This window comes from Bacillus sp. OTU2372, from assembly GCF_038440275.1.
Taxonomy (GTDB): Bacteria; Bacillota; Bacilli; order Bacillales; family Cytobacillaceae; genus Neobacillus; species Neobacillus bataviensis_B.
On record NZ_JASATK010000008.1, the window covers coordinates 113,656 to 132,761 of the forward strand.

Here is a 19,106-nt window from a genome sequence, read left to right on the forward strand (position 1 = left end):
AATCAACAGAATCATCAGAAATGAACGTGCTTATTTTTATAGTTTAACTTGTATACTAGTATGCAGTAAATTTGCAGGAGGACGAAGGTCCTAGTCCCCCCAATCGTTACAAATAAATTTTAATAAAGAAGGTGGACAAAAATGAAAGCGGTACAAGTAAGTAAACCACATAAGCTGACCATTCAAGAAGTTGAAAAACCGCACATTGTCAATCCGAAGGATGTCTTGATTAAAGTAAAACGAGTAGGTATTTGCGGCTCAGATCTTCATATTTACCATGGCACAAACCCTTTGGCGACATTACCGAGAGTCGTGGGCCATGAAGTAGCAGGAGAAGTGGTTGAAATTGGACCAGAGGTTGCGAATCTGCAAGTTGGTGATCATGTTGTAGTGGAGCCGATCCGTTATTGCGGAGAATGTTATGCCTGCCGCAAGGGACAGCCTAACGTGTGCCAATCCTTAACGGTATTTGGGGTCCATGAAGATGGCGGGATGCGCGAATGGTTTGTCCTTCCTGAAAAACAATTGCATAAGGTGAATTCTGAACTCTCATGGGAAGAAATTGTTTTAGCCGAACCTTACACGATCGGCGCACAGGCTGTTTTTCGCGGACAGGTGGAAGAAGGAGACACCGTTCTAATCCAGGGAGCCGGACCGATTGGTATTTGTGTTCTCAAGATGGCAAAGTTCCATGGTGCAACGGTGATGGTCACAGATTTGAGTGATGAGAGACTATCCTTTGCGAAAGAAAATGGTGCAGATGTAGTGGTTAATGCAGGGCGGGAAGATGTTTTAACGGCTGTACAGGAATGGACAAATGGCGAAGGAGCAAACAAAGTGATTGATGCAGTTTGCCTTCCTATTACGTTTGCATTATCACTTGAGGCCGTTTCTGCTGCCGGAAATGTGGTCGTACTTGGTTTTGATGAACAACCGGCCGCAATATCACAGCTTCCTATTACCAAGAAGGAAGTAACGATTACTGGATCAAGACTACAAACCTATCAATTTCCGAAAGTAGTAGAGCTGCTTAACGAAGGAGAGCTTCGTCATAATGGGCTGGTAACCCATACCTTCCCTCTTGCACAAGTACAGGAAGCTTTTACGTTTGTCGAAGAACATCCTGACCTAGTTAGGAAAGCAATTATTACGTTTGATTAAAGGCGGAGGTGTGTTATGAATATTACATTTCGATGGTATGGACGAGATAATGATACCGTTTCCTTGGATCAAGTGAAACAAATTCCCGGGGTTAAAGGAATTGTTTGGGCATTGCATCATAAACCAGTTGGGGAAGTGTGGGAGAAGGACGAGATCCAAGCGGAAGTTAATTATATTCAATCGTTTGGATTCCATACAGACGTCGTTGAGAGTGTCAATGTCCATGAATCTATTAAACTAGGTAACAAGGACCGAATGAAGTATATCGAAAATTACAAGCAAACCATTCGCAATCTTGGCGAGTTTGGCGTGAAGGTTATCTGCTATAACTTCATGCCGGTCTTTGACTGGACGCGGACAGAAATGTTTCATCCTTTGGAGGACGGTTCAACGGCATTGTTTTATGAAAAGGCGAAGGTTGACAATCTAGATCCTGAGGAGCTTATTCGGACCGTTTCTGCGTCGTCTGACATGACACTGCCAGGCTGGGAACCGGAAAAGCTTGCCCGAATTACGGAGTTGTTTGATGCTTATAAAGAAGTAGATGAGGAAGCCCTATGGGGGAACTTAGCCTTTTTCCTAGAGGAAATACTCCCTGTTGCGGAGGAGGCCGGCATAAAAATGGCGATTCATCCCGATGATCCGCCATGGTCCATTTTTGGATTGCCAAGAATCATTACAGGGGAACAAAGCTATGAAAAACTGATTAGCATCTCCGATTCTCCGGCAAACGGTTTTACCTTGTGTTCGGGATCAATGGGGGCCAATCCGGCCAATGATATGGTGGAAATCGCCAAGAAGTATGCGAGTCGCTCACCATTCTCCCATATTCGTAATGTAAAAATCTATGAGAATGGTGATTTTGTAGAAACCTCCCATTATACACAAGATGGTTCTATTAATATTAAAGATGTCGTGGGAGAATTGAACAAACAGAATTATCAGGGCTATGTAAGACCAGACCATGGACGCCACATTTGGGGTGAAGTCTGCCGCCCGGGATATGGGCTGTATGACCGTGCCTTAGGCATCATGTATTTACATGGTTTATGGGATGCCTACGAATCTAATAAGGAAGCAGGTGAACTTCAATGCTCCCCATTCATGAAAATTTAACTGGCAGGGTGGCCGTCATTACAGGCGGAAGCGGTGTCTTATGTTCAGAGATCGCGCGTGAACTTGCCCGCCATGGCGTGAAAGTAGCGATTTTAAATCGAACGGCTGAAAAAGGACAAAAGGTAGTGGATGAAATTGTTCAATCAGGCGGAACTGCCATAGCGATTGCAGCGAACGTTTTGGATAAGGTATCCCTTGAGAACGCTCGAGAAATCATCCTTGAATCGTTTGGCAGTGTTGATATTTTGATCAATGGTGCAGGAGGCAATCACCCTGACGCGATAACCGGTCCTGAGACTTATGAAGACGGCAGCGGGCAGTCATTTTTTGAATTAGATCCAAAGGGTTTTTCTCAGGTGTTTGACAGTAACTTTATTGGGTCTTTTCTAGCTAGTCAGGTATTCGGAAAATCTTTGCTTGAGGCAAAGGCACCGGTGATTATCAATTTTTCATCAATGAGTGCTTATGCTCCAATGACAAAAGTACCTGCATACAGTGCAGCAAAAGCATCGATTAATAATTTTACGATGTGGATGGCGGTTCATTTTGCCGAAAAGGGCTTACGAGTAAATGCGGTTGCACCGGGGTTCTTCCTGACAAACCAAAATAAAAACCTGCTGCTTAATGAGGATGGAAGCTATACCGTACGTTCGAAAAAAATTATTACCGGAACCCCTATGAAACGGTTTGGGAAACCGGAAGATTTAATAGGGACCATGCTCTGGCTTTTAGATGAAGAGTATTCTGGGTTTATAACAGGTATCACGGTACCGGTGGATGGAGGCTTTTTAGCCTATTCGGGAGTTTAAGTGCTGCTGTGAACAGATATGGGAGTGCGAATGACTGGGGAGTCGTTCGCACAGGGATTGGATTTTTTAAAAAAGGAAATTGAAAGCGTTGACAAGATTCTAGGGGGTATATGAATGTTAGCCAAAATGTTTTCGAAAGATAAATTGCCTATCCTGTTGTTACTATTCTTAGCCGGCGTCATTAATTATTTAGACCGTTCTGCATTGTCGATTGGGGCTCCGTTTATAAAGGAAGACTTGCACTTGTCGGCCACTCAAATGGGAATTATTTTTAGTAGTTTTTCTGTTGGATATGCGATTTTTAACTTTATTGGCGGCATGGCTTCTGATAAATACGGTGCGAAACTTACTTTGTTCGTTGCGATGATCGTTTGGTCCTTATTTAGCGGCGCTATTGCCTTAGCCGTGGGATTTACTAGTTTAATTGTCATTCGTGTTTTATTCGGAATGGGGGAAGGCCCGCTGTCGGCAACGATCAGTAAAATGGTCAATAACTGGTTCCCGGCTGACCAACGTGCGTCTGCGGTTGGTTTGGCGAATAGCGGAACACCACTTGGCGGTGCGATTTCTGGCCCGATTGTCGGCTTCATCGCGATTACCTTCAGCTGGAAGATCTCCTTTCTACTTATCATGGTCATCGGTCTTGTTTGGGCGGTGTCATGGTGGAAATTTGTAAAAGAAAAGCCAGCTGCGGCTGCGAAAAAGGCGGCAGTGGTAAAAGCGGATCAGGTTTTACATGAAAGACGTCCATTAACTTTTTATCTAAAACAAAAAACAGTTTTATTTACGGCTTTTGCGTTCTTTTCCTATAACTATATCTTGTTCTTCTTCTTAACCTGGTTCCCAAGTTATTTAGTAGATGCCCGCCATATGGATGTGAAGGAGATGAGTGTGATTACCATGATTCCATGGATTGTAGGATTCATCGGTCTTGCCTCTGGCGGATTTGTTTCAGATTTTGTTTTTAAAAAGTTTACCAACAAAGGTGTTCTATTCTCAAGAAAAGTTGTGCTTGTTACTTGTTTATTTATTTCAGCTGTTTGTATCGGATGTGCCGGCCTTGTCACAACGACTGTCAGTGCCGTAACGTTGGTAGCGCTCTCGGTCTTCTTCCTATACTTGACAGGTGCCATTTACTGGGCCATTGTCCAGGACGTTGTCGAACCAGGCAGTGTTGGATCAGTGGGTGGATTTATGCACTTTTTGGCTAACACCGCTGGAATCATTGGACCGGCATTAACAGGGTACTTAGTGGATCAATCTGGTTCATTCACGTCAGCCTTTTTATTAGCAGGCGGACTGGCCGTGTTTGCTTCGCTTTCTGTCATCCGATTTGTTCGTCCTATCAAGTACCCCAACACGAAAAAAGCAGACGTAAATATGACTGTTTAACCTATGGCAAGAGCGAAGGGACGGTTCTCATGCTTCGGAAGCATGAGAACCGTCCCCTTGCTTGTTTATCAGTTCAATAAACTTTCGCATTCCCATCGAGATTTGTTCTTCATTGGCGAATGAATAGCTTAACCGCAGCCAGGAGGATGGCTCTTTTAACGGATCGCAAATTTGGCCGGGAACAAACGATATAGAGTGCTTTAAGCTCTTTGCCAGTAAGTCATCTGTTGAAAGCTGGTTTGGCAGCCGTACCCATAAATTCAAGCCGCCATTTGGGCTGGTCCATTGCCAATCCGTCGCTGACAGCTCCTCTTCCATGATTTCTTTCCGTATTTGTAAGGCAATTCGTAGTTTTTCAACATGCTGCTGCAGTCTTGACGAAGAATAATAATGCAGGAAAATCTTTTGATTGAGCAGCGGTGAACCGTTATCCACTAACGATTTTACTGAAAGCAGTGATCTCATTATAGAAGGTTGACTGTTCATCAAAAAGGCAATCCTTAACCCAGGTGAGATATATTTGCAAAAGCTTTTAATATAGATCACCATACCAGAGGTATCATAGGTGTACATGGGCGGCGGCGGCTCTTGGTCAAAATAGATGTCATAGTAGGCGTCGTCCTCGATTAAGAGACAGCGGTATTGCTCAGCTAACTGGACTAATTGCTTCCGTTGTTCTGCTGGTACCGTGTATCCGGTTGGATTATGGAAGGTTGGATTCAAATAGAAAAGACGTGGTTTGTGTTCCTTCATGATGAATTCAATCTGTTCTAAATCGTACCCGAAGGGATGAATGTCCACCGTGACAATATTGGCTCCTTGGGCTCTAAATACGTCTATGGCTGAACTGTAGCTCGGCCGTTCCAAAAGAATTGTGTCTCGTGCTTTCACAAACGCTTGAGCAATCAGATGAATGGCTTGCTGGGAACCAGCTGTAATTAATAGCTGATCAGGATTTGTAATCGTCTGATAGTGTTGATTGAAATAGTCGGAAAGCGATTGACGCAGCTCTTCGTCACCTTGAACGGTGGAGTAGGTGGACAGTACCTTTGGGTAGAGGTCAAACACTTTTTTTACATAATCAGAGATATAGCGATTCGGCAACAAATTGGGGTCAATTAATGCCTGTGAAAATTGATAGGAAACTGGTACTTTATGAATTTCCGATAAATGATTTTTTTGCACATAGGCAGAGACGATTGGGTTTTCAAGATTTTCTCTTTCACCGGATTGCACATAATAGCCGGATTTATCTTTTGAATAGATTCTATTTTCCTTTTTTAGAAGCTGGTAAGCTTTTAATACGGTTAAGCGGTGAACATCGAAGTCCACTGCTAGTTTTCTAATCGAGGGGAGCTTTTCATCTTCTCTCCATTCACCCAGTTCGATGCGGTTTACTACATAATCATAGATTTGATTAAAAAGGTAATCAGCTTTCCTCATTTTCTTCCCTCCATTCCTCATAATTTTTAGCATATTTCTATTGTATCTGGGCTCGCTGCTTATAGCGAAAATTAAGATACTTTTATCTATTAATCTTTTATTAAGGACTTAGTAAATTCCTACTTTAGTCCTGTTCAATTGGGGGGATTATGAAGCCATTTAATTTTAAAAATGTGATAAACTTACAATATGTTTTTGATTTTATCAACATCCAATGAGGTATAAATTGTGAATGAATCAAATTTTTTAATAGATAAAGAAATCAAAATCGAGCTGCAAAAGGCGATTGAACAGAACCAGTTTTTCCTTCACTATCAGCCGAAGCTGGATTTGAGAACAGGTGAACTAGTTGGAGTAGAGGCGTTAATTAGATGGAATCACCCTAGATGGGGAATGGTTTCACCAGAAAGTTTTATTAGGATTGCTGAAGAGACAGGTTTGATTATCCCGATTGGAGAATGGGTTTTACTAACTGCTTGCAGGCAAATGGTAAATTGGCAGCATGAAGGTTTTTACACAGTGGTCTCTGTCAATCTATCACCAAAACAGTTTAGTAACTCAAATATAGTTAAGACGATTGAAGAAGTTCTACAAAAAACAGGACTTGATCCGCACTATCTAGAGTTGGAATTAACCGAGAGTTTAAAGTCTGATATGGAGCATACCATTTCATCCTTACAACAACTGAAGCAACTTGGAATTTCTATCAGTATTGATGATTTCGGGACAGGATATAGTTCCTTTAATTATTTAAAGGAATTCCCGATTGATACATTAAAAATTGACCAGTCTTTTGTAAAAGAACTTCATCACAAACCGAATGATGCGGCGATTGTTAAAACGATTATCTCCATCGCTCACAATTTAAACTTAAAGGTTGTGGCAGAAGGAATTGAAACAAAGGAACAGCTCATATTTCTCCAACAGCATTTGTGTGATCAGGGGCAAGGATATTTCTTTAGTAAACCTATGCCGGCGACTGAGTTAAAAGAAAAACTTTTTGAGGTTCAACAAGTTGTAAATCAATACGGTATGCCCGAAGGTACAAGGAATCGTATCTGGTATGAGGAGCTATTAAAGCAAGCAAAAAAAGAGTTAGAAGATACCGTTCGGATGCAACAAGGAATGATCTTTAAGTATAAAAAAATAGGCGGCAAATTTGTTCATACCCTCTGTGATGGCGAATTACTATACCGGATGGGATCGACCCCTGCGCAAGTGGTAGGGAAAAGATTAGATGAATTTCTTCCTTTGGAAAAAGCCTTGAATAAAACAGCATACTACCAGAGGGCGTGGGAGGGGGAAGAACTTGTTCATTATGAGGACGAGATAAATGGAATTGTTTATCTAGCTAGTTTACGCCCTATTAAAAAAGGCGGAGAGATCATCGAGGTCATTGGGTCGTGTGTTGATATAACCGCGCGAAAACAGACAGAGATCTCTTTACGAGAAAGTGAGTCCAGGTATCGCCTTATAACGGAGAATATGAGTGATATCCTTATGTTGTTGGATAGCCTTGGCAAGATTTTATATGCATCTCCTTCACTTGGCAGGGTACTTGGGACGCCAACAAAATCCTACGAGGAGGGCAGCTTACTTCGATTAATTCACCCCGAAGACAGGGATGAAGTCATGAGACGATATCAACAAATTTTAAATAAGAACCCCTCCACTCGAATGGAAGCGCGTTTTTTACATGCTAATGGTAACTGGGTCTTAATTGAGGGGATCGGTACACCTGTGTTTAGCAGTCATGGTGAAATAAACCATTTTATTATTGTGGGACGCGATATTACAGATAAAAAAAGAACAGAAGAGCAATTAGCACAATCAGAGAAATTAGCCATTGTAGGAGAACTAGCAGCCGGTGTTGCGCATGAGATTCGAAATCCAATGACATCTATAAAAGGATTTATCCAGCTATTCCAGCAAGGGATCTATAAGCCGGAATATTTTAATGTTATTTTTGAGGAATTTCAACGGATTGAGGATATCCTTCAAGAATTTTTAAACCTGGCTAAACCACAACCATTCAAATCGAATAAGTCTGACTTGAGATCCATTCTTCAAGATGTTGTGACCTTGCTTCGTCCAGAGGCCAATCTGAAAAATGTTCAAATCTATCATGAATTTGACCATCTGCTCCCATCCATTATGTGTGATGTTAATCAAGTCAAACAGGTTTTCATTAACATCATGAGAAACAGTATGGAAGCTATGGTAAATGAAGGCAGTATTAAAATTGTTGGAAGTTTAGAAGATAAGCATGTCCTTATTAGTATTATCGATAATGGCATGGGGATAAGTGAAGAACGACTCAAAAGACTAGGAGAGCCGTTCTATAGCAATAAAGAAAAAGGTACCGGTCTTGGTTTAATGTTATGCTTTAGAATCATCAGACAGCATAATGGGACCATTACGATAAAAAGCATAGAAAATAAAGGAACAACCGTTGAGGTTAGGTTTCCCAAGATGCACGGGGACGGTTCTCATGCTTCCGAAGCATGAGAACCGTCCCTTTGCTTACAATCTGGTCTGCTCATCTTCATCTGTTCTATTCACCATCCCCTATAATGGAGCAAAAGGGGGAATAGTCTTGGTTATTATCGGTTATTTATTTATGTGTTTGATTTTCAGTACGACTTTTCTGGCAATAAAGATTGGGATTGATGCAGGTGTGCCGCCATTTTTATCGGCAGGACTTCGTTTTTTTATAGCCGGTTTGATTCTGTTTGCGATGATGGTGATAAAAAGAAGGGCCACTCTTGGTTTGTTTTTTCGTAAGGAGATGCTGCTCTCGGGGATTGGATTAACATTTGGTACGTTTGCGACTTTATATTGGGCAGAGCAGTTCGTCCCATCCGGAACGGCAGCCGTCTTATCAGCCACAGGGCCGATGATGATCCTGCTCATCCAAACCTTTATTTTAAAAATGAAGGCTGATTCAAGTTCCTTTATTGGATGTTTGGTAGGAATCGTGGGGGTTTTTCTTCTCCTTTTACCAAGCTTTACTTTTCATATGGATACGTTTGTGTTGGTGGGTTGTCTTTTAATTATCGTAGGTGAGGTCTTTTATGCATCGGGAACGATTTATTCAAAAAGAGTAATCAATCAGTTCGATCAGGTATCCCCGATTGCTTTGAATGCGGCTCAAATGATGCATGGCGGAATCCTGTTGATGCTCTTGTCTTTCATGACGGAAGATATTCATTGGGGTGCTATGGTAAGTCCGGCAGCGATTGGCTCTTATCTTTATTTAATTGTGTTTGGCTCTATGCTAGGGCATAGTCTCTATTACTGGCTTGTATCGAAAACAAATCCGGTTTTCCCTTCGACTTGGCTGTTTGTTTCACCGATTCTTGCAATGCTGCTAGGAGTGGTTTTTTATCATGAAGCACTTTCCTGGGTATCCGGAATAGGTGCATTAACGATTATCCTTGGAACCATCATCATTTCGCTGCCAAATTTGAAGTCATATCTTAAAGGCCCTATAAAACAAGGAAACCATCCAGCGTAAAAAATTAGTTAGAAAAATAAAAAGGCTGTTCTCCTGAAATTGGAATTCAAGGAACAGCCCTTTATTTTACTCTTTAGGAACGCAAGCCCAAACCGAAACACTTCCTCCGTTAACCGGGAAAGTCGCACATCCATCTTCATCGATGATGATTTGCTCATCCCTTGAGTTCGTCAGGTCTACCCATGTTTCGCCAGCTTTTCTCTCGCCAACGTACATTCTTTTCTCACCATCGTCTCCATTGGAAATGACAACAGCACATCCGGAATGCTTAAAATCTTTCACACCCAGCCGAACCCAGCCGATCGTATTTGGATGGTCGAAGTAATCTTGCTGTTCTCCGTAGGCTTTATGGTAGCGGGCAAAAAGCAGAGAATCGAGGATTTCCTTTTTTCCATCTGCCGGCTCTGGGCCTTTGATTCCATAATAATCTCCATAGAAGAGGCATGGATATCCATCTTTTCGAAGGAGAATCAGGGCATAGGCACTAGGCTTAAACCAGTCTTGGACCCACGATTCCAAGGATTCATGGGGTTGGGTGTCATGATTATCAACGAAGGTAACCGCATGCTCGGGGTGAGAACTTACAAGGGTTTTTTCAAAGATGCGGGTTAAATCAAAGTCTCTTCCTTCATTGGAGGCTTGATTCAGCTTATAATGTAAGGCGACATCAAACAAAGAGATATTATGGTCCACGTGATCAAGGTATTTCTGACATGCCTCTAGGTCGTGTTTCCAAAATTCGCCTACAATATAAAAATCCGCTCCTCGATGATTTCGCAGCTCATTTACAAACTCGTGAATAAACTCATGATTAATATGCTTGATGGCATCTAGGCGGTACCCATCACAATCAAGGTTATCGGCAAGCCATTTGCCCCATTTGATCATTTCTTTTTTGACTTCAGGATGGTTATAGTCAATATTCGCAAACATCAGATAGTCATAATTGCCAAATTCTTTATCCACATGGTGACTCCAATCCTTGCCCTCTCCAAGGATTTTATAGATTCCTAAATTTCCTGTCTTTTCGTCACAATCGGTTCCATTGAAATGTTCAAACCCCCATTGAAAAGAAGAATATTTTCCCGCACGTCCTGGGAAGGTGAACTTTGTCCAACCTTCGATCTCAATGGGTTCAGATATATCTTCTGTCCGGTCCTCCTGGTTGACTTCAACGGCTTTAAAAATTTGTGTTTCGTCAGCACCTGCTTTATGGTTCATCACTATATCTACATAGACTTTCATGCCAAGATTGTGGCATGCGGATATGGCTTCGATTAGTTCCTGTTTCGTTCCATACTTTGTCCGGGTGGATCCTTTTTGATTGAATTCACCGAGATCATATAAATCGTATGGAGCATAACCATTATTCTCCGGTGAGGACGCTTTTGTCACGGGTGGTATCCAGATAGAGGAGATGCCTTGTTCTTTTAATTGCGGGGCCATTTCCTTCAAACGGGTCCAATGAGTGCCATCCGGTTCTAGATGCCACTCGAAAAATTGCATAATCGTTTTGTTTCTTTCCATGCTCTGCTTCCCCCTTGTCATCAAATCATCAAGTATAGAATGTTTACCCAGTTAGACACCAGGTTAATCCAGGGGAGCAAGGGAGCGCGGGGACGGTTCTCATGCTTCCGAAGCATGAGAACCGTCCCCGCGCTTATTTATGGTTTTAAGACTACTTTTATACAGTCTTCTGTTCTGGTATCGAACACTTCATAACCATGCTTTGCTTGATCTAAGGGGAGGACATGTGTTACTACATCACTTGGGTCGATTTTTCCGGATGAAAATAAATCGTAAAGATAAGGCATATAAGGAATAACCGGTGCTTGTCCTGCTTTTATGTCGATATTTCGCTGGAATAAATCTCCGAGTGGGAAACCATTATAGCGCCCGCCATAGACACCGGTGATTTGAATCGTGCCGCCTTTTCGAACTGCTTGACTGGCAATGACAATGGCACCCATTGCTCCACCATGAAGCTTTAGCCCGCTTGCCAGAAATTCCATCGGTGTCCACTTACCATCCATCCCGACTGCATCAATGACGATGTCAGCTCCGCCTTTCGTGATTTCCTTTAAGTATTGTCCTGTGTTTTCATGCTGTTCAAAATTGACGATTTCCACGTTGTTGGTCCGTTTGGCATGCTGCAAACGGTAGTCAATATAATCAACAGCAATGACCCGTTTTGCCCCTTTATACCAGGCGAATTTTTGTGCGAGCAAGCCAACGGGGCCGCAGCCTAGAATGACAACTGTATCCCCATCTTTCACACCTGCATGATCAACAGACCAATAGGCTGTCGAGGCCGCATCTGCAAGCAATACCAGTTTTTCGTCTTCCACTTCACAATTTTCAGGGATCTTAAAAGGAGTGAAATTCCCGTATGGCACCCTCATATATTCCGCTTGCCCGCCAGCATAGCCTCCCGTTGTTTCGGAGTACCCAAAAAAACCTCCCATGTCCCCATGTGGATTGGAATTATCACACTGGCTTGTTAGGTCATGCTGACAATACCAGCAAGTTCCGCAGCTCACATTAAAAGGGATAATGACCCGGTCCCCCTTTTTTAGGTTTCGGACATCTGGTCCCACTTCTTCTACCACTCCCATTGGTTCGTGACCAATGACAAAATCTGTAGGCGTATTGGGAATCATGCCATGAATTAAATGAAGGTCGGACCCACAAATCGCGGAGGTTGTAATTTTTACAATGATATCATCTGAGTTTTTAATAGAGGGATCTTTTACCTCTCTCACTTCTACATTTTTAATCCCTTGGTAAGTAACAGCTTTCATCTAGTATCCCTCCTTTTATTCATTTGGTGTAGCAAACATTCCGCCCCTGTCCGTGTCATTAGGGAAAAGAGTCATTTGGGCAATTTGAACGGCGGTTTCTGCCCCTTTTAAGTCAATTGGGAACTGATCTTTAAAGTTATAAGGATGGAGCCATTTGTTTTTTATCATGAGTTCGGAGAGTTCACCATGTAAATCAAGAGCCGCTTCAAGTTGTTTTGCGAGTATTCTTCTTAGTTCAGGGTTTGTCGTCTCTGTAATGGCAAAGCCATAATTACGAATCCCAGTTTTTACAGATAGTAAAAAATCCATGGCAAAGGTGGAATCCGCTAAATTTGGCATACCCTCTGCATTTCGTGGATCTAGATAATCTTGCATCTTTTCACCTCCTGATTAATGAAGTATTTGGCTCTGTTTATAAAAGGGCAGTAGTTCATTTATATCCTGAATGGATTGCTTCACATCTTTTTCCATTAATTGTTTTAATTCATTATTAAAGCAAATTCCCTGCATTAATTTAGATCGAAGCAAACAGACGGTTTTAAAATTAATGATTTCATGCGTTTCTAATGTTTCATGTAAGGCTAACTTTTCCTGATCCATTTACCCACCTCCATTTCTTAACATAGATATTTTCTCCAAACGTACAAATTTAATCTAAGAAAGTAATGAATATAGATCACAATTTATTGAAAATATAAGAGAACGAAAATACTGAATTAATGGAGTGAACGGAATGGTAAAATTTTTGGGGCTTCATGAAACTCTTGATTTACATGAATTGTTGACCTTTAAGAATCTGTGTCTGACCAAATCAGCCACAATGGGGGCACTTGTTCAGGATGAAGAATTAAAAACCATACTAGCAAATGATGTAACTTTAGGACAACAGCATATTGATCAATTACAGCAATTTTTAACCAATCGGGAGGCGCAGTGATGAACTCATTTATTCAAAATATGATGGGGATGGGCGGGATGACCGATCAGGTAATCGCCACCGACTTTTTAATCGCTGCGAAAGCAGGGGTTCGAAACTATACAGTTGCTCTTACCGAAGCGGCTACTCCAGAATTACGAACTGCTTTAAGAGAACAGTTAAGAGATGCCATTCAAACCCATGAGAGTATTACCAACTTTATGATTGCAAAGGGATACTATCATCCACATGCGTTGAGTGAGCAGCTGCAGGTTGACTTGACTGCCGCAAGCACAGCGACAAACCTTGCACAAAAAGTAACAGAAAAATAGATTTGCTACACCTTAAAGAAACTCCCCTTCTAACAAAGATGGGGAGTTTCTTCATTTTATTGATGACAGTCTAGTGTGAAGGTTTTAATTATTTAGATAAATCATGAAAAAACTATTGAATAGCAACTAGATTTGGGTGTAAACTTTTAAACTATATGATAAAAAGAAGGAATGTTCATCTAAATTGAAGAAGCTATTACTCGTATTTTCAACAGTGATAATCGTTAGTTCTTTAGGACACCAAGCGAAAGGTGGATATAAAGATCTGCGTAGAACCCGAATTAGACCTTTTCATTTTCACGTGCAAAATAAACAGTTTTATTAGTTTAAAAACGTCCACAAAGGCCAACGGTTAAATCTGAAGACTAATTTTGAACAAAAAAAGATGCCCCTAAAAGTTATACTTTTGGGACATCCATTGATTACTATTAATTAACAGCCACTTTTTTAGAGCTCGTTGGCCAAAAATACCCGATAATCGCACCAACTACAGCTGGTAAGATCCAGCCAAGCCCAATACTGTAAAGCGGTAAATACTCAATATAGGCAGCTTTAATTGATTCGAACCATGCGTTAGTCGCTCCTGGTAAGCTGGCTGCTAATGTGCTGTAACCGTCGAAGAAGCTCACACAAAAAGTCAGAAACATAGACGCTGCATAGACACTTTGCTTATGTTTGAATAATGAGGAGCCGAGAGCCAACAAAATCAGAACAATCGCTAAAGGATATAATAACATTAGTACCGGCACTGCAAATTGAATAATATTGTTTAAGCCAAAGTTGGCGATGATAAATGATACCAGGCATAGGATTAGTACGAACATTTTATAGCTTACTTTTGGAAAAACACTATTGAAAAATTCACTGCACGATGTAATAAGACCAATGCTAGTTTTTAAACATGCTAGTACGATAATAATCGCAAGTAAAATCGCCCCGAATGGTCCGAAATAATGCTGAGCAACCTTAGCAAAGATCAACCCGCCATTATCGAATGTACCGATGGCCGATACGCTTGATGCCCCCATATAGGTGATGAGGCCGTAAATCAGCATCATTAGTGCCATAGCGAAGATACCTGATTTCCAAGTTGCTTTCGCAATCGTCTTCGTGTCGGTGATCCCTTGTCCTTTAATAGCATTGATGACAACAATCCCAAAAGCTAGTGATGCGAGGGCATCCATCGTATTATATCCTTCTTTAAAGCCCGTAATAAAAGCCAATCCGCTATAGTCGCCTGTCGGCTTATCGAAGTGTCCCATCGGCTTGACGATCGCAATAATAATTAAGAAGAATAAAAAAACTAAAAATGCCGGTGTTAGATATTTTCCAATATAGTCGATAATTTTTGCTGGATTTAATGAGAAATAATAAACGATGGCAAAAAATAGAAAACTAAAGAGCCCGAGATATAAACTGGTGTGCTCTGGATTAATAAATGGTTCGAAACCAACCACAAATGGTACGGTTGCTGTACGCGGAATCGCGAAAAATGGTCCAATGGTTAAGTATAGAGCCATTGCGAAGACGACGCCGAATATTGGATGGACACGGCCTGCTAAGTCACGTAGTCCGTTACTTCCGGATAAACCAAATGCCAAAATTCCCATAAACGGGAGGCCTATTGCTGTAACTAGGAAGCCGATTAAAGCTGGCCAAAAGTTTGTTCCGGCAAGTTGTCCCATTTGGATAGGGAAAATTAAGTTACCTGCACCAAAGAACATTCCGAACAGCATGGTACCGATGACTGCATAGGTTGAAAAGGATATTTTTTGTTGCATTATATGTGCTCCTTCTTGTTGAATTTGATTCATTTTAACACCTTTTTTAGTAGTAAGCTATAGGAGTTGCTGACAAAAATCTTTCCTAATATATTATTTTGAAAAATTATTGACAGAATAATAATTCAAATTCTATAATACAGAACATACTTGAAATTTGGAACTACTTCTTTAAAATTTACATAATTGAGCAATGAAGGGAATATTAGTAGTGCTTATCTCACTGTTTTTAGAGAGCTGATGGAAGGTGCGAATCAGTACAAAGATAAGGATGAACTTCGATCCCAGAGCATCTTTTTCGAAATAAAGTGGACCTTTATGAGGGAAAGACGGTCGATGGACCGTTAACAAAGTCGAGAGGCAGACTTTGTCTGCAACTAGGGTGGTACCGCGATAAAAAGTCGTCCCTACTGATTTGATCAGTAGGGACTTTTTGTATTTGCTGGGCGATTTTCATTGCCTGAGGGAGTGCCCGGCTACCCATCGCGGTAAATGAGCGACCCTTTAAAAAGTTATATTAAATAGGAGGAAACTATATTGGAATTACAAAAAAGATTATTGCCACGGCATATCCGATTGATGGCAATCGGGGGAGCGATTGGCACAGGTATATTTAAAGGGACATCGGAAACCGTATCGATTGCGGGGCCCGCTGTTATATTTTCTTATCTTTTCGCAGGAATATTGCTGCTTGTTGTCATGAGTGCCATTGCCGAAATGGCGATTGCCTATCCTGGGCTGAATATGAAAGGATTTATTCGATTAGCCTTTGGAGCTAGAGTTTCATTTGTCATTGGGTGGCTGTACTGTTTCATGTGGCTCACCGTTTGTGTGATTGAGGTAATAGCAGCAGGAAGCTTTCTGCAGTACTGGTTTCCTTCGATGTCTTTATGGTCATTGAGCTTTATTAGTGCAATTTTTATTGTCGCTATCAACTTTATGAATGTTAAGAAGTACGGAGAGTTCGAATTTTGGTTCGCTGGTATTAAAATTACCATGATTGTGTTATTTATTATCCTAGGTGCATGTATTTTGTTTGGGGTGATCCCTAGCAATGAAACTCACTATCTACAAAACTATTCGCAGCACCAGGGATTCTTTCCACACGGCTGGTCAGGCGTGTTCTCTGCCCTATTAATTGTTATCTTTTCTTATGGTGGTTCAGAACTGATTGGATTGACGTTAACAGAAACAAAGGATGCCGAAAAGGTATTACCTAAGGTGATTAAAGGAGTCATTTGGAGGATTGTGATCTTCTATACAGTCCCTATCCTGATCATTTGTGGGTTAATTCCGTGGGATGAAGTCGGCAATCAGGATAGTCCGTTCGTCCAAGTGTTATCGGCCGTCGGATTTCCAGGCTCTGCCCATATCATGAATTTTGTCCTTATTACCGCTGTATTGTCTGCAGCAAACTCAGGTATCTATGGCTGTACTCGGATGTTATATTCCTTAGCGGCTGAAGGGGAAGCGCCGAAACAGTTTTCATTTGTTGCTAAGAACGGGGTTCCGTTATACAGTGTGATCTTGAGTGCTGTCGTTCTTGTCGGGGGGACGTTTGTTGCATATTTTTCACCAGACCGTGTGTTTGGGTATTTGATGGCGATTCCGGGATTTACGGTGTCTTTGGTGTGGATTGCGATTTGTTTAGCTCAATTGAAGCTTCGTAAGACGTATAGCCAGCTGCCGCATTTTCATGTATGGGGATTTCCTTATGTGACAGCCTTTACGGCAGCGGCATTGACTATTAGCTGTGTGGTATTTGCCTTCAGCAAGGAGAACCGATTAAGTATTTTTGTTTGTTTAGGTATTCTGATCATTTTAGTCATTTGCTCGGTTATGGCCGGTAAAAAGCAGAGTAATCTTGGAGTTTAGGAAAAGAGCCGGTGAATTAACTTTAAAAGGTCTCTATCAAAGTTGATAGAGGCTTTTTGTATAGGCTATTATCCTTTTGAAAGTATGTAACTATAAAAATGGGAAAAGTACTCGACACAAAAAAGGACCCCTTTTTAAAGGAGTCTATAAAAATATTAAATTGATTAGGTTAAATCTTCTCCGTTCGTTTCAATCACCTTTTTATACCAATGATAACTATCTTTTAATAAACGTTTCTTGCTGCCATGGCCATAATCATCTTGATCAACATAAATGAAACCGTAACGTTTAGACATTTCCGATGAGGAGCAGCTGACAATATCGATAGGGCCCCAAGCATAGTAACCGCGTAAATCGACCCCGTCTTTGATTGCTTCCTTCATTTGTTCGATATGTGCCCGTAAGTAGTCAATACGGTAGGGGTCATGAATTTTACCGTCTTCTAATTTATCATAGTATCCCACCCCGTTTTCTGTGATGTAGATGGGACATTGATATCTATCGTAGAAGAGGTTAAGAAAAGTTCTCAACCCAACCGGGTCGATTGACCAGCCCCACGGGTTTGCATCTAATTGTGGGTTACGATGATCTTGATTTCCATTTGCATAACTTTCGGCATCACACATCCGAGTGTAGTAGTATGAGAAGGACATAAAGTCTGCCGTATTTTTTAGCGCTTCTTCATCCCCTTCGCCAAATACAATGTTAATGCCAATATCGTTAAAATATCGGAATGCGTAACCAGGATAGTATCCACGCAATAATACATCCGAAAAGAAATATTCCATTTGATTGTGGCGAACGGTCGCCAAAACATCATCTGGTTTAGGAGTTGCAGCATAAGTTGGTCCGCCACATAACATCATGCCAATTTGTAAATCTGGATAGTTGTCACGAGCATATTTTGTGGCATGTCCGCAAGCAACCATTTCATTATGAACACCTTGATATTTTGCCTGAAGCAGGTTATCGACTTTATCTTCTGCAATACCTAAATGGTTAAAGGACTCATGCACAATTAGGTTAATTTGGTTGATGATAATCCAATGTTTCACCTTTTCGTGGTAACGGTCAAACAAGACCTTGCAAAAACGATTGAATAAATCGATCAGTTCACGAGAATACCAGCCTTTGTAAGCCGTTGTTAAGTATAAAGGCATTTCATAATGTGAGATGGTAATCATCGGAACCATTCCATTTTTTATAATTTCATCAAATAAATCATCGTAGAACTGTAGTCCCGCTTCATTCGGTTCTAATTCATCCCCCTTAGGGAAGATGCGTGTCCATGCAACGGAAGTTCGAAACGTTTTAAGTCCCATCCCGGCTAATAATTTCAAATCTTCTTTGTACGTATGATAAAAGTCGATGCCCCAGCGTTTAGGAAAAATACGGTCGGTGCTATTTAAAGCTTCTTCAATGTATCGGGTGTCAATTTCTAGATTTGACTTTTTCTCAATCGGAATGTCGGCGCGATATTCGTTAATATCCGCTACGCTTAATCCTTTTCCATTAATGTCATATGCACCTTCTGCCTGATTAGCGGCAATAGCTCCACCCCATAAGAAGCCTTCAGGGAAACCTGTTGGTACTTTATTCATGGTCGTTCTCCTTTTCTGCTTTTTCTAATTTTGCTAACCTAGTATCATACATTTCGAAAATCTTAATCATTCGTTTGGCGATGTTTATCTCACTATAAATCGTCATTAATGTATCTTGTGCATGGGCAAAGAGGACGGAATAATCACCTTTTTCACCTTGTGTTTCTTCTGAAATGGCATCGGTTTGAATACGGTGGGCCTTAACGATCTCATCATTTGCTCGTTTCATCTCTGCTTTGGCTTTTTCAAAATTACTTGTTTCAATGGCTTTTAATACATTCATACAATGAACCCTGGCATCTCCAGCATGGAGTATGATTTGCATGGCATTCTCAGCAGTTTTTTCAGAAATCATATTTTCA

General features: G+C 41.2%; 17 protein-coding genes and 1 other annotated feature. Of the genes, 9 read left to right on the forward strand and 8 right to left on the reverse strand.

The annotated features are described in order from the left end of the window. Positions 1-141: 141 nt before the first annotated feature. The 4 genes from AAHB15_RS14980 to AAHB15_RS14995 all read left to right on the forward strand — a co-directional run bounded on the left by AAHB15_RS14980 (position 142) and on the right by AAHB15_RS14995 (position 4,478). Positions 142-1,161 (forward strand): zinc-binding alcohol dehydrogenase family protein, encoded by a 1,020-nt coding sequence (locus AAHB15_RS14980; RefSeq protein ID WP_335573369.1) that lies wholly within the window; start codon positions 142-144, stop codon positions 1,159-1,161. Positions 1,162-1,176: 15 nt separating this feature from the next. Next, positions 1,177-2,277, forward strand: coding sequence for a mannonate dehydratase (gene uxuA, locus AAHB15_RS14985; RefSeq protein WP_342042714.1), 1,101 nt, complete (start codon positions 1,177-1,179; stop codon positions 2,275-2,277). Then, positions 2,253-3,086 carry an SDR family oxidoreductase gene (locus AAHB15_RS14990; protein WP_342042715.1) on the forward strand — a complete coding sequence of 278 codons (834 nt, stop codon included), beginning with the start codon at positions 2,253-2,255 and terminating at the stop codon, positions 3,084-3,086. The genes uxuA and AAHB15_RS14990 overlap by 25 nt, the downstream gene beginning before the upstream one ends. Positions 3,087-3,212: 126 nt before the next feature. After that, positions 3,213-4,478 (forward strand): MFS transporter, encoded by a 1,266-nt coding sequence (locus tag AAHB15_RS14995; protein WP_342042754.1) that lies wholly within the window; start codon positions 3,213-3,215, stop codon positions 4,476-4,478. Positions 4,479-4,505: 27 nt separating this feature from the next. Here the strand turns inward: AAHB15_RS14995 and AAHB15_RS15000 are convergent, their stop codons facing one another. Beyond that, a complete protein-coding gene (locus AAHB15_RS15000; RefSeq protein ID WP_342042716.1) occupies positions 4,506-5,921 on the reverse strand; it encodes an aminotransferase-like domain-containing protein in 1,416 nt (471 codons plus the stop codon). A 228-nt stretch (positions 5,922-6,149) separates the two neighbouring features. On the opposite strand from AAHB15_RS15000, the gene AAHB15_RS15005 reads away from it, so the two are divergent. Both AAHB15_RS15005 and AAHB15_RS15010 read left to right on the forward strand, forming a co-directional pair. Next, the gene (locus AAHB15_RS15005) at positions 6,150-8,429 is read left to right on the forward strand and encodes an EAL domain-containing protein (RefSeq protein WP_342042717.1); all 2,280 of its coding nucleotides are present in this window, start codon (positions 6,150-6,152) and stop codon (positions 8,427-8,429) included. An 88-nt stretch (positions 8,430-8,517) separates the two neighbouring features. Further along, positions 8,518-9,438 (forward strand): DMT family transporter, encoded by a 921-nt coding sequence (locus tag AAHB15_RS15010; RefSeq protein WP_335573388.1) that lies wholly within the window; start codon positions 8,518-8,520, stop codon positions 9,436-9,438. 66 nt (positions 9,439-9,504) lie between these two features. On the opposite strand, the gene AAHB15_RS15015 is transcribed toward AAHB15_RS15010, so the two are convergent. The 4 genes from AAHB15_RS15015 to AAHB15_RS15030 all read right to left on the reverse strand — a co-directional run bounded on the left by AAHB15_RS15015 (position 9,505) and on the right by AAHB15_RS15030 (position 12,839). Continuing rightward, on the reverse strand, positions 9,505-10,965 hold the full coding sequence (locus tag AAHB15_RS15015; RefSeq protein ID WP_342042718.1) for an alpha-amylase: 1,461 nt from the start codon (positions 10,963-10,965) through the stop codon (positions 9,505-9,507). A 137-nt stretch (positions 10,966-11,102) separates the two neighbouring features. Continuing rightward, on the reverse strand, positions 11,103-12,239 hold the full coding sequence (locus AAHB15_RS15020; RefSeq protein WP_342042719.1) for a zinc-dependent alcohol dehydrogenase: 1,137 nt from the start codon (positions 12,237-12,239) through the stop codon (positions 11,103-11,105). Positions 12,240-12,254: 15 nt separating this feature from the next. Then, positions 12,255-12,614, reverse strand: coding sequence for a spore coat protein (locus AAHB15_RS15025; protein WP_335573362.1), 360 nt, complete (start codon positions 12,612-12,614; stop codon positions 12,255-12,257). A gap of 15 nt (positions 12,615-12,629) precedes the next feature. Further along, a complete protein-coding gene (locus AAHB15_RS15030; RefSeq protein ID WP_205180216.1) occupies positions 12,630-12,839 on the reverse strand; it encodes a spore coat protein in 210 nt (69 codons plus the stop codon). 133 nt (positions 12,840-12,972) lie between these two features. On the opposite strand from AAHB15_RS15030, the gene AAHB15_RS15035 reads away from it, so the two are divergent. Beyond that, complete coding sequence (locus tag AAHB15_RS15035; RefSeq protein WP_335573361.1) at positions 12,973-13,176, forward strand: hypothetical protein; 204 nt, start codon at positions 12,973-12,975, stop codon at positions 13,174-13,176. Next, positions 13,176-13,487 carry a spore coat protein gene (locus tag AAHB15_RS15040; RefSeq protein WP_342042720.1) on the forward strand — a complete coding sequence of 104 codons (312 nt, stop codon included), beginning with the start codon at positions 13,176-13,178 and terminating at the stop codon, positions 13,485-13,487. Before AAHB15_RS15035 ends, AAHB15_RS15040 begins: the two co-directional genes overlap by 1 nt. 428 nt (positions 13,488-13,915) lie before the next feature. On the opposite strand, the gene brnQ is transcribed toward AAHB15_RS15040, so the two are convergent. After that, positions 13,916-15,268, reverse strand: a complete 1,353-nt coding sequence (gene brnQ, locus AAHB15_RS15045) for a branched-chain amino acid transport system II carrier protein (protein WP_335573359.1) — start codon at positions 15,266-15,268, stop codon at positions 13,916-13,918. Positions 15,269-15,452: 184 nt separating this feature from the next. Continuing rightward, positions 15,453-15,680: a binding site (T-box leader), on the forward strand. Positions 15,681-15,847: 167 nt separating this feature from the next. Here brnQ and AAHB15_RS15050 point away from each other — a divergent pair. Then, positions 15,848-17,143, forward strand: a complete 1,296-nt coding sequence (locus AAHB15_RS15050) for an amino acid permease (RefSeq protein WP_335573387.1) — start codon at positions 15,848-15,850, stop codon at positions 17,141-17,143. Positions 17,144-17,307: 164 nt separating this feature from the next. On the opposite strand, the gene AAHB15_RS15055 is transcribed toward AAHB15_RS15050, so the two are convergent. Beyond that, positions 17,308-18,744: a glycoside hydrolase family 1 protein gene (locus AAHB15_RS15055; RefSeq protein ID WP_335573358.1), complete on the reverse strand. Its 1,437-nt coding sequence runs from the start codon at positions 18,742-18,744 to the stop codon at positions 17,308-17,310. Further along, positions 18,737-19,099: a PTS lactose/cellobiose transporter subunit IIA gene (locus tag AAHB15_RS15060; protein WP_335573357.1), complete on the reverse strand. Its 363-nt coding sequence runs from the start codon at positions 19,097-19,099 to the stop codon at positions 18,737-18,739. Before AAHB15_RS15060 ends, AAHB15_RS15055 begins: the two co-directional genes overlap by 8 nt. Positions 19,100-19,106 lie beyond the last annotated feature (7 nt).

Coding starts and splice junctions, on each gene's coding strand:
- uxuA (WP_342042714.1), top strand. CDS start 1,177: ATGAATATTACATTTCGATGGTATGGACGAGATAATGATACCGTTTCC.
- AAHB15_RS15000 (WP_342042716.1), bottom strand. CDS start 5,921: ATGAGGAAAGCTGATTACCTTTTTAATCAAATCTATGATTATGTAGTA.
- AAHB15_RS14995 (WP_342042754.1), top strand. CDS start 3,213: ATGTTTTCGAAAGATAAATTGCCTATCCTGTTGTTACTATTCTTAGCC.
- AAHB15_RS15060 (WP_335573357.1), bottom strand. CDS start 19,099: ATGATTTCTGAAAAAACTGCTGAGAATGCCATGCAAATCATACTCCAT.
- AAHB15_RS15050 (WP_335573387.1), top strand. CDS start 15,848: ATGGCAATCGGGGGAGCGATTGGCACAGGTATATTTAAAGGGACATCG.
- AAHB15_RS15020 (WP_342042719.1), bottom strand. CDS start 12,239: ATGAAAGCTGTTACTTACCAAGGGATTAAAAATGTAGAAGTGAGAGAG.
- AAHB15_RS15025 (WP_335573362.1), bottom strand. CDS start 12,614: ATGCAAGATTATCTAGATCCACGAAATGCAGAGGGTATGCCAAATTTA.
- AAHB15_RS14990 (WP_342042715.1), top strand. CDS start 2,253: ATGCTCCCCATTCATGAAAATTTAACTGGCAGGGTGGCCGTCATTACA.
- brnQ (WP_335573359.1), bottom strand. CDS start 15,268: ATGCAACAAAAAATATCCTTTTCAACCTATGCAGTCATCGGTACCATG.
- AAHB15_RS15040 (WP_342042720.1), top strand. CDS start 13,176: ATGAACTCATTTATTCAAAATATGATGGGGATGGGCGGGATGACCGAT.
- AAHB15_RS15055 (WP_335573358.1), bottom strand. CDS start 18,744: ATGAATAAAGTACCAACAGGTTTCCCTGAAGGCTTCTTATGGGGTGGA.
- AAHB15_RS15030 (WP_205180216.1), bottom strand. CDS start 12,839: ATGGATCAGGAAAAGTTAGCCTTACATGAAACATTAGAAACGCATGAA.
- AAHB15_RS15035 (WP_335573361.1), top strand. CDS start 12,973: ATGGTAAAATTTTTGGGGCTTCATGAAACTCTTGATTTACATGAATTG.
- AAHB15_RS15015 (WP_342042718.1), bottom strand. CDS start 10,965: ATGGAAAGAAACAAAACGATTATGCAATTTTTCGAGTGGCATCTAGAA.
- AAHB15_RS14980 (WP_335573369.1), top strand. CDS start 142: ATGAAAGCGGTACAAGTAAGTAAACCACATAAGCTGACCATTCAAGAA.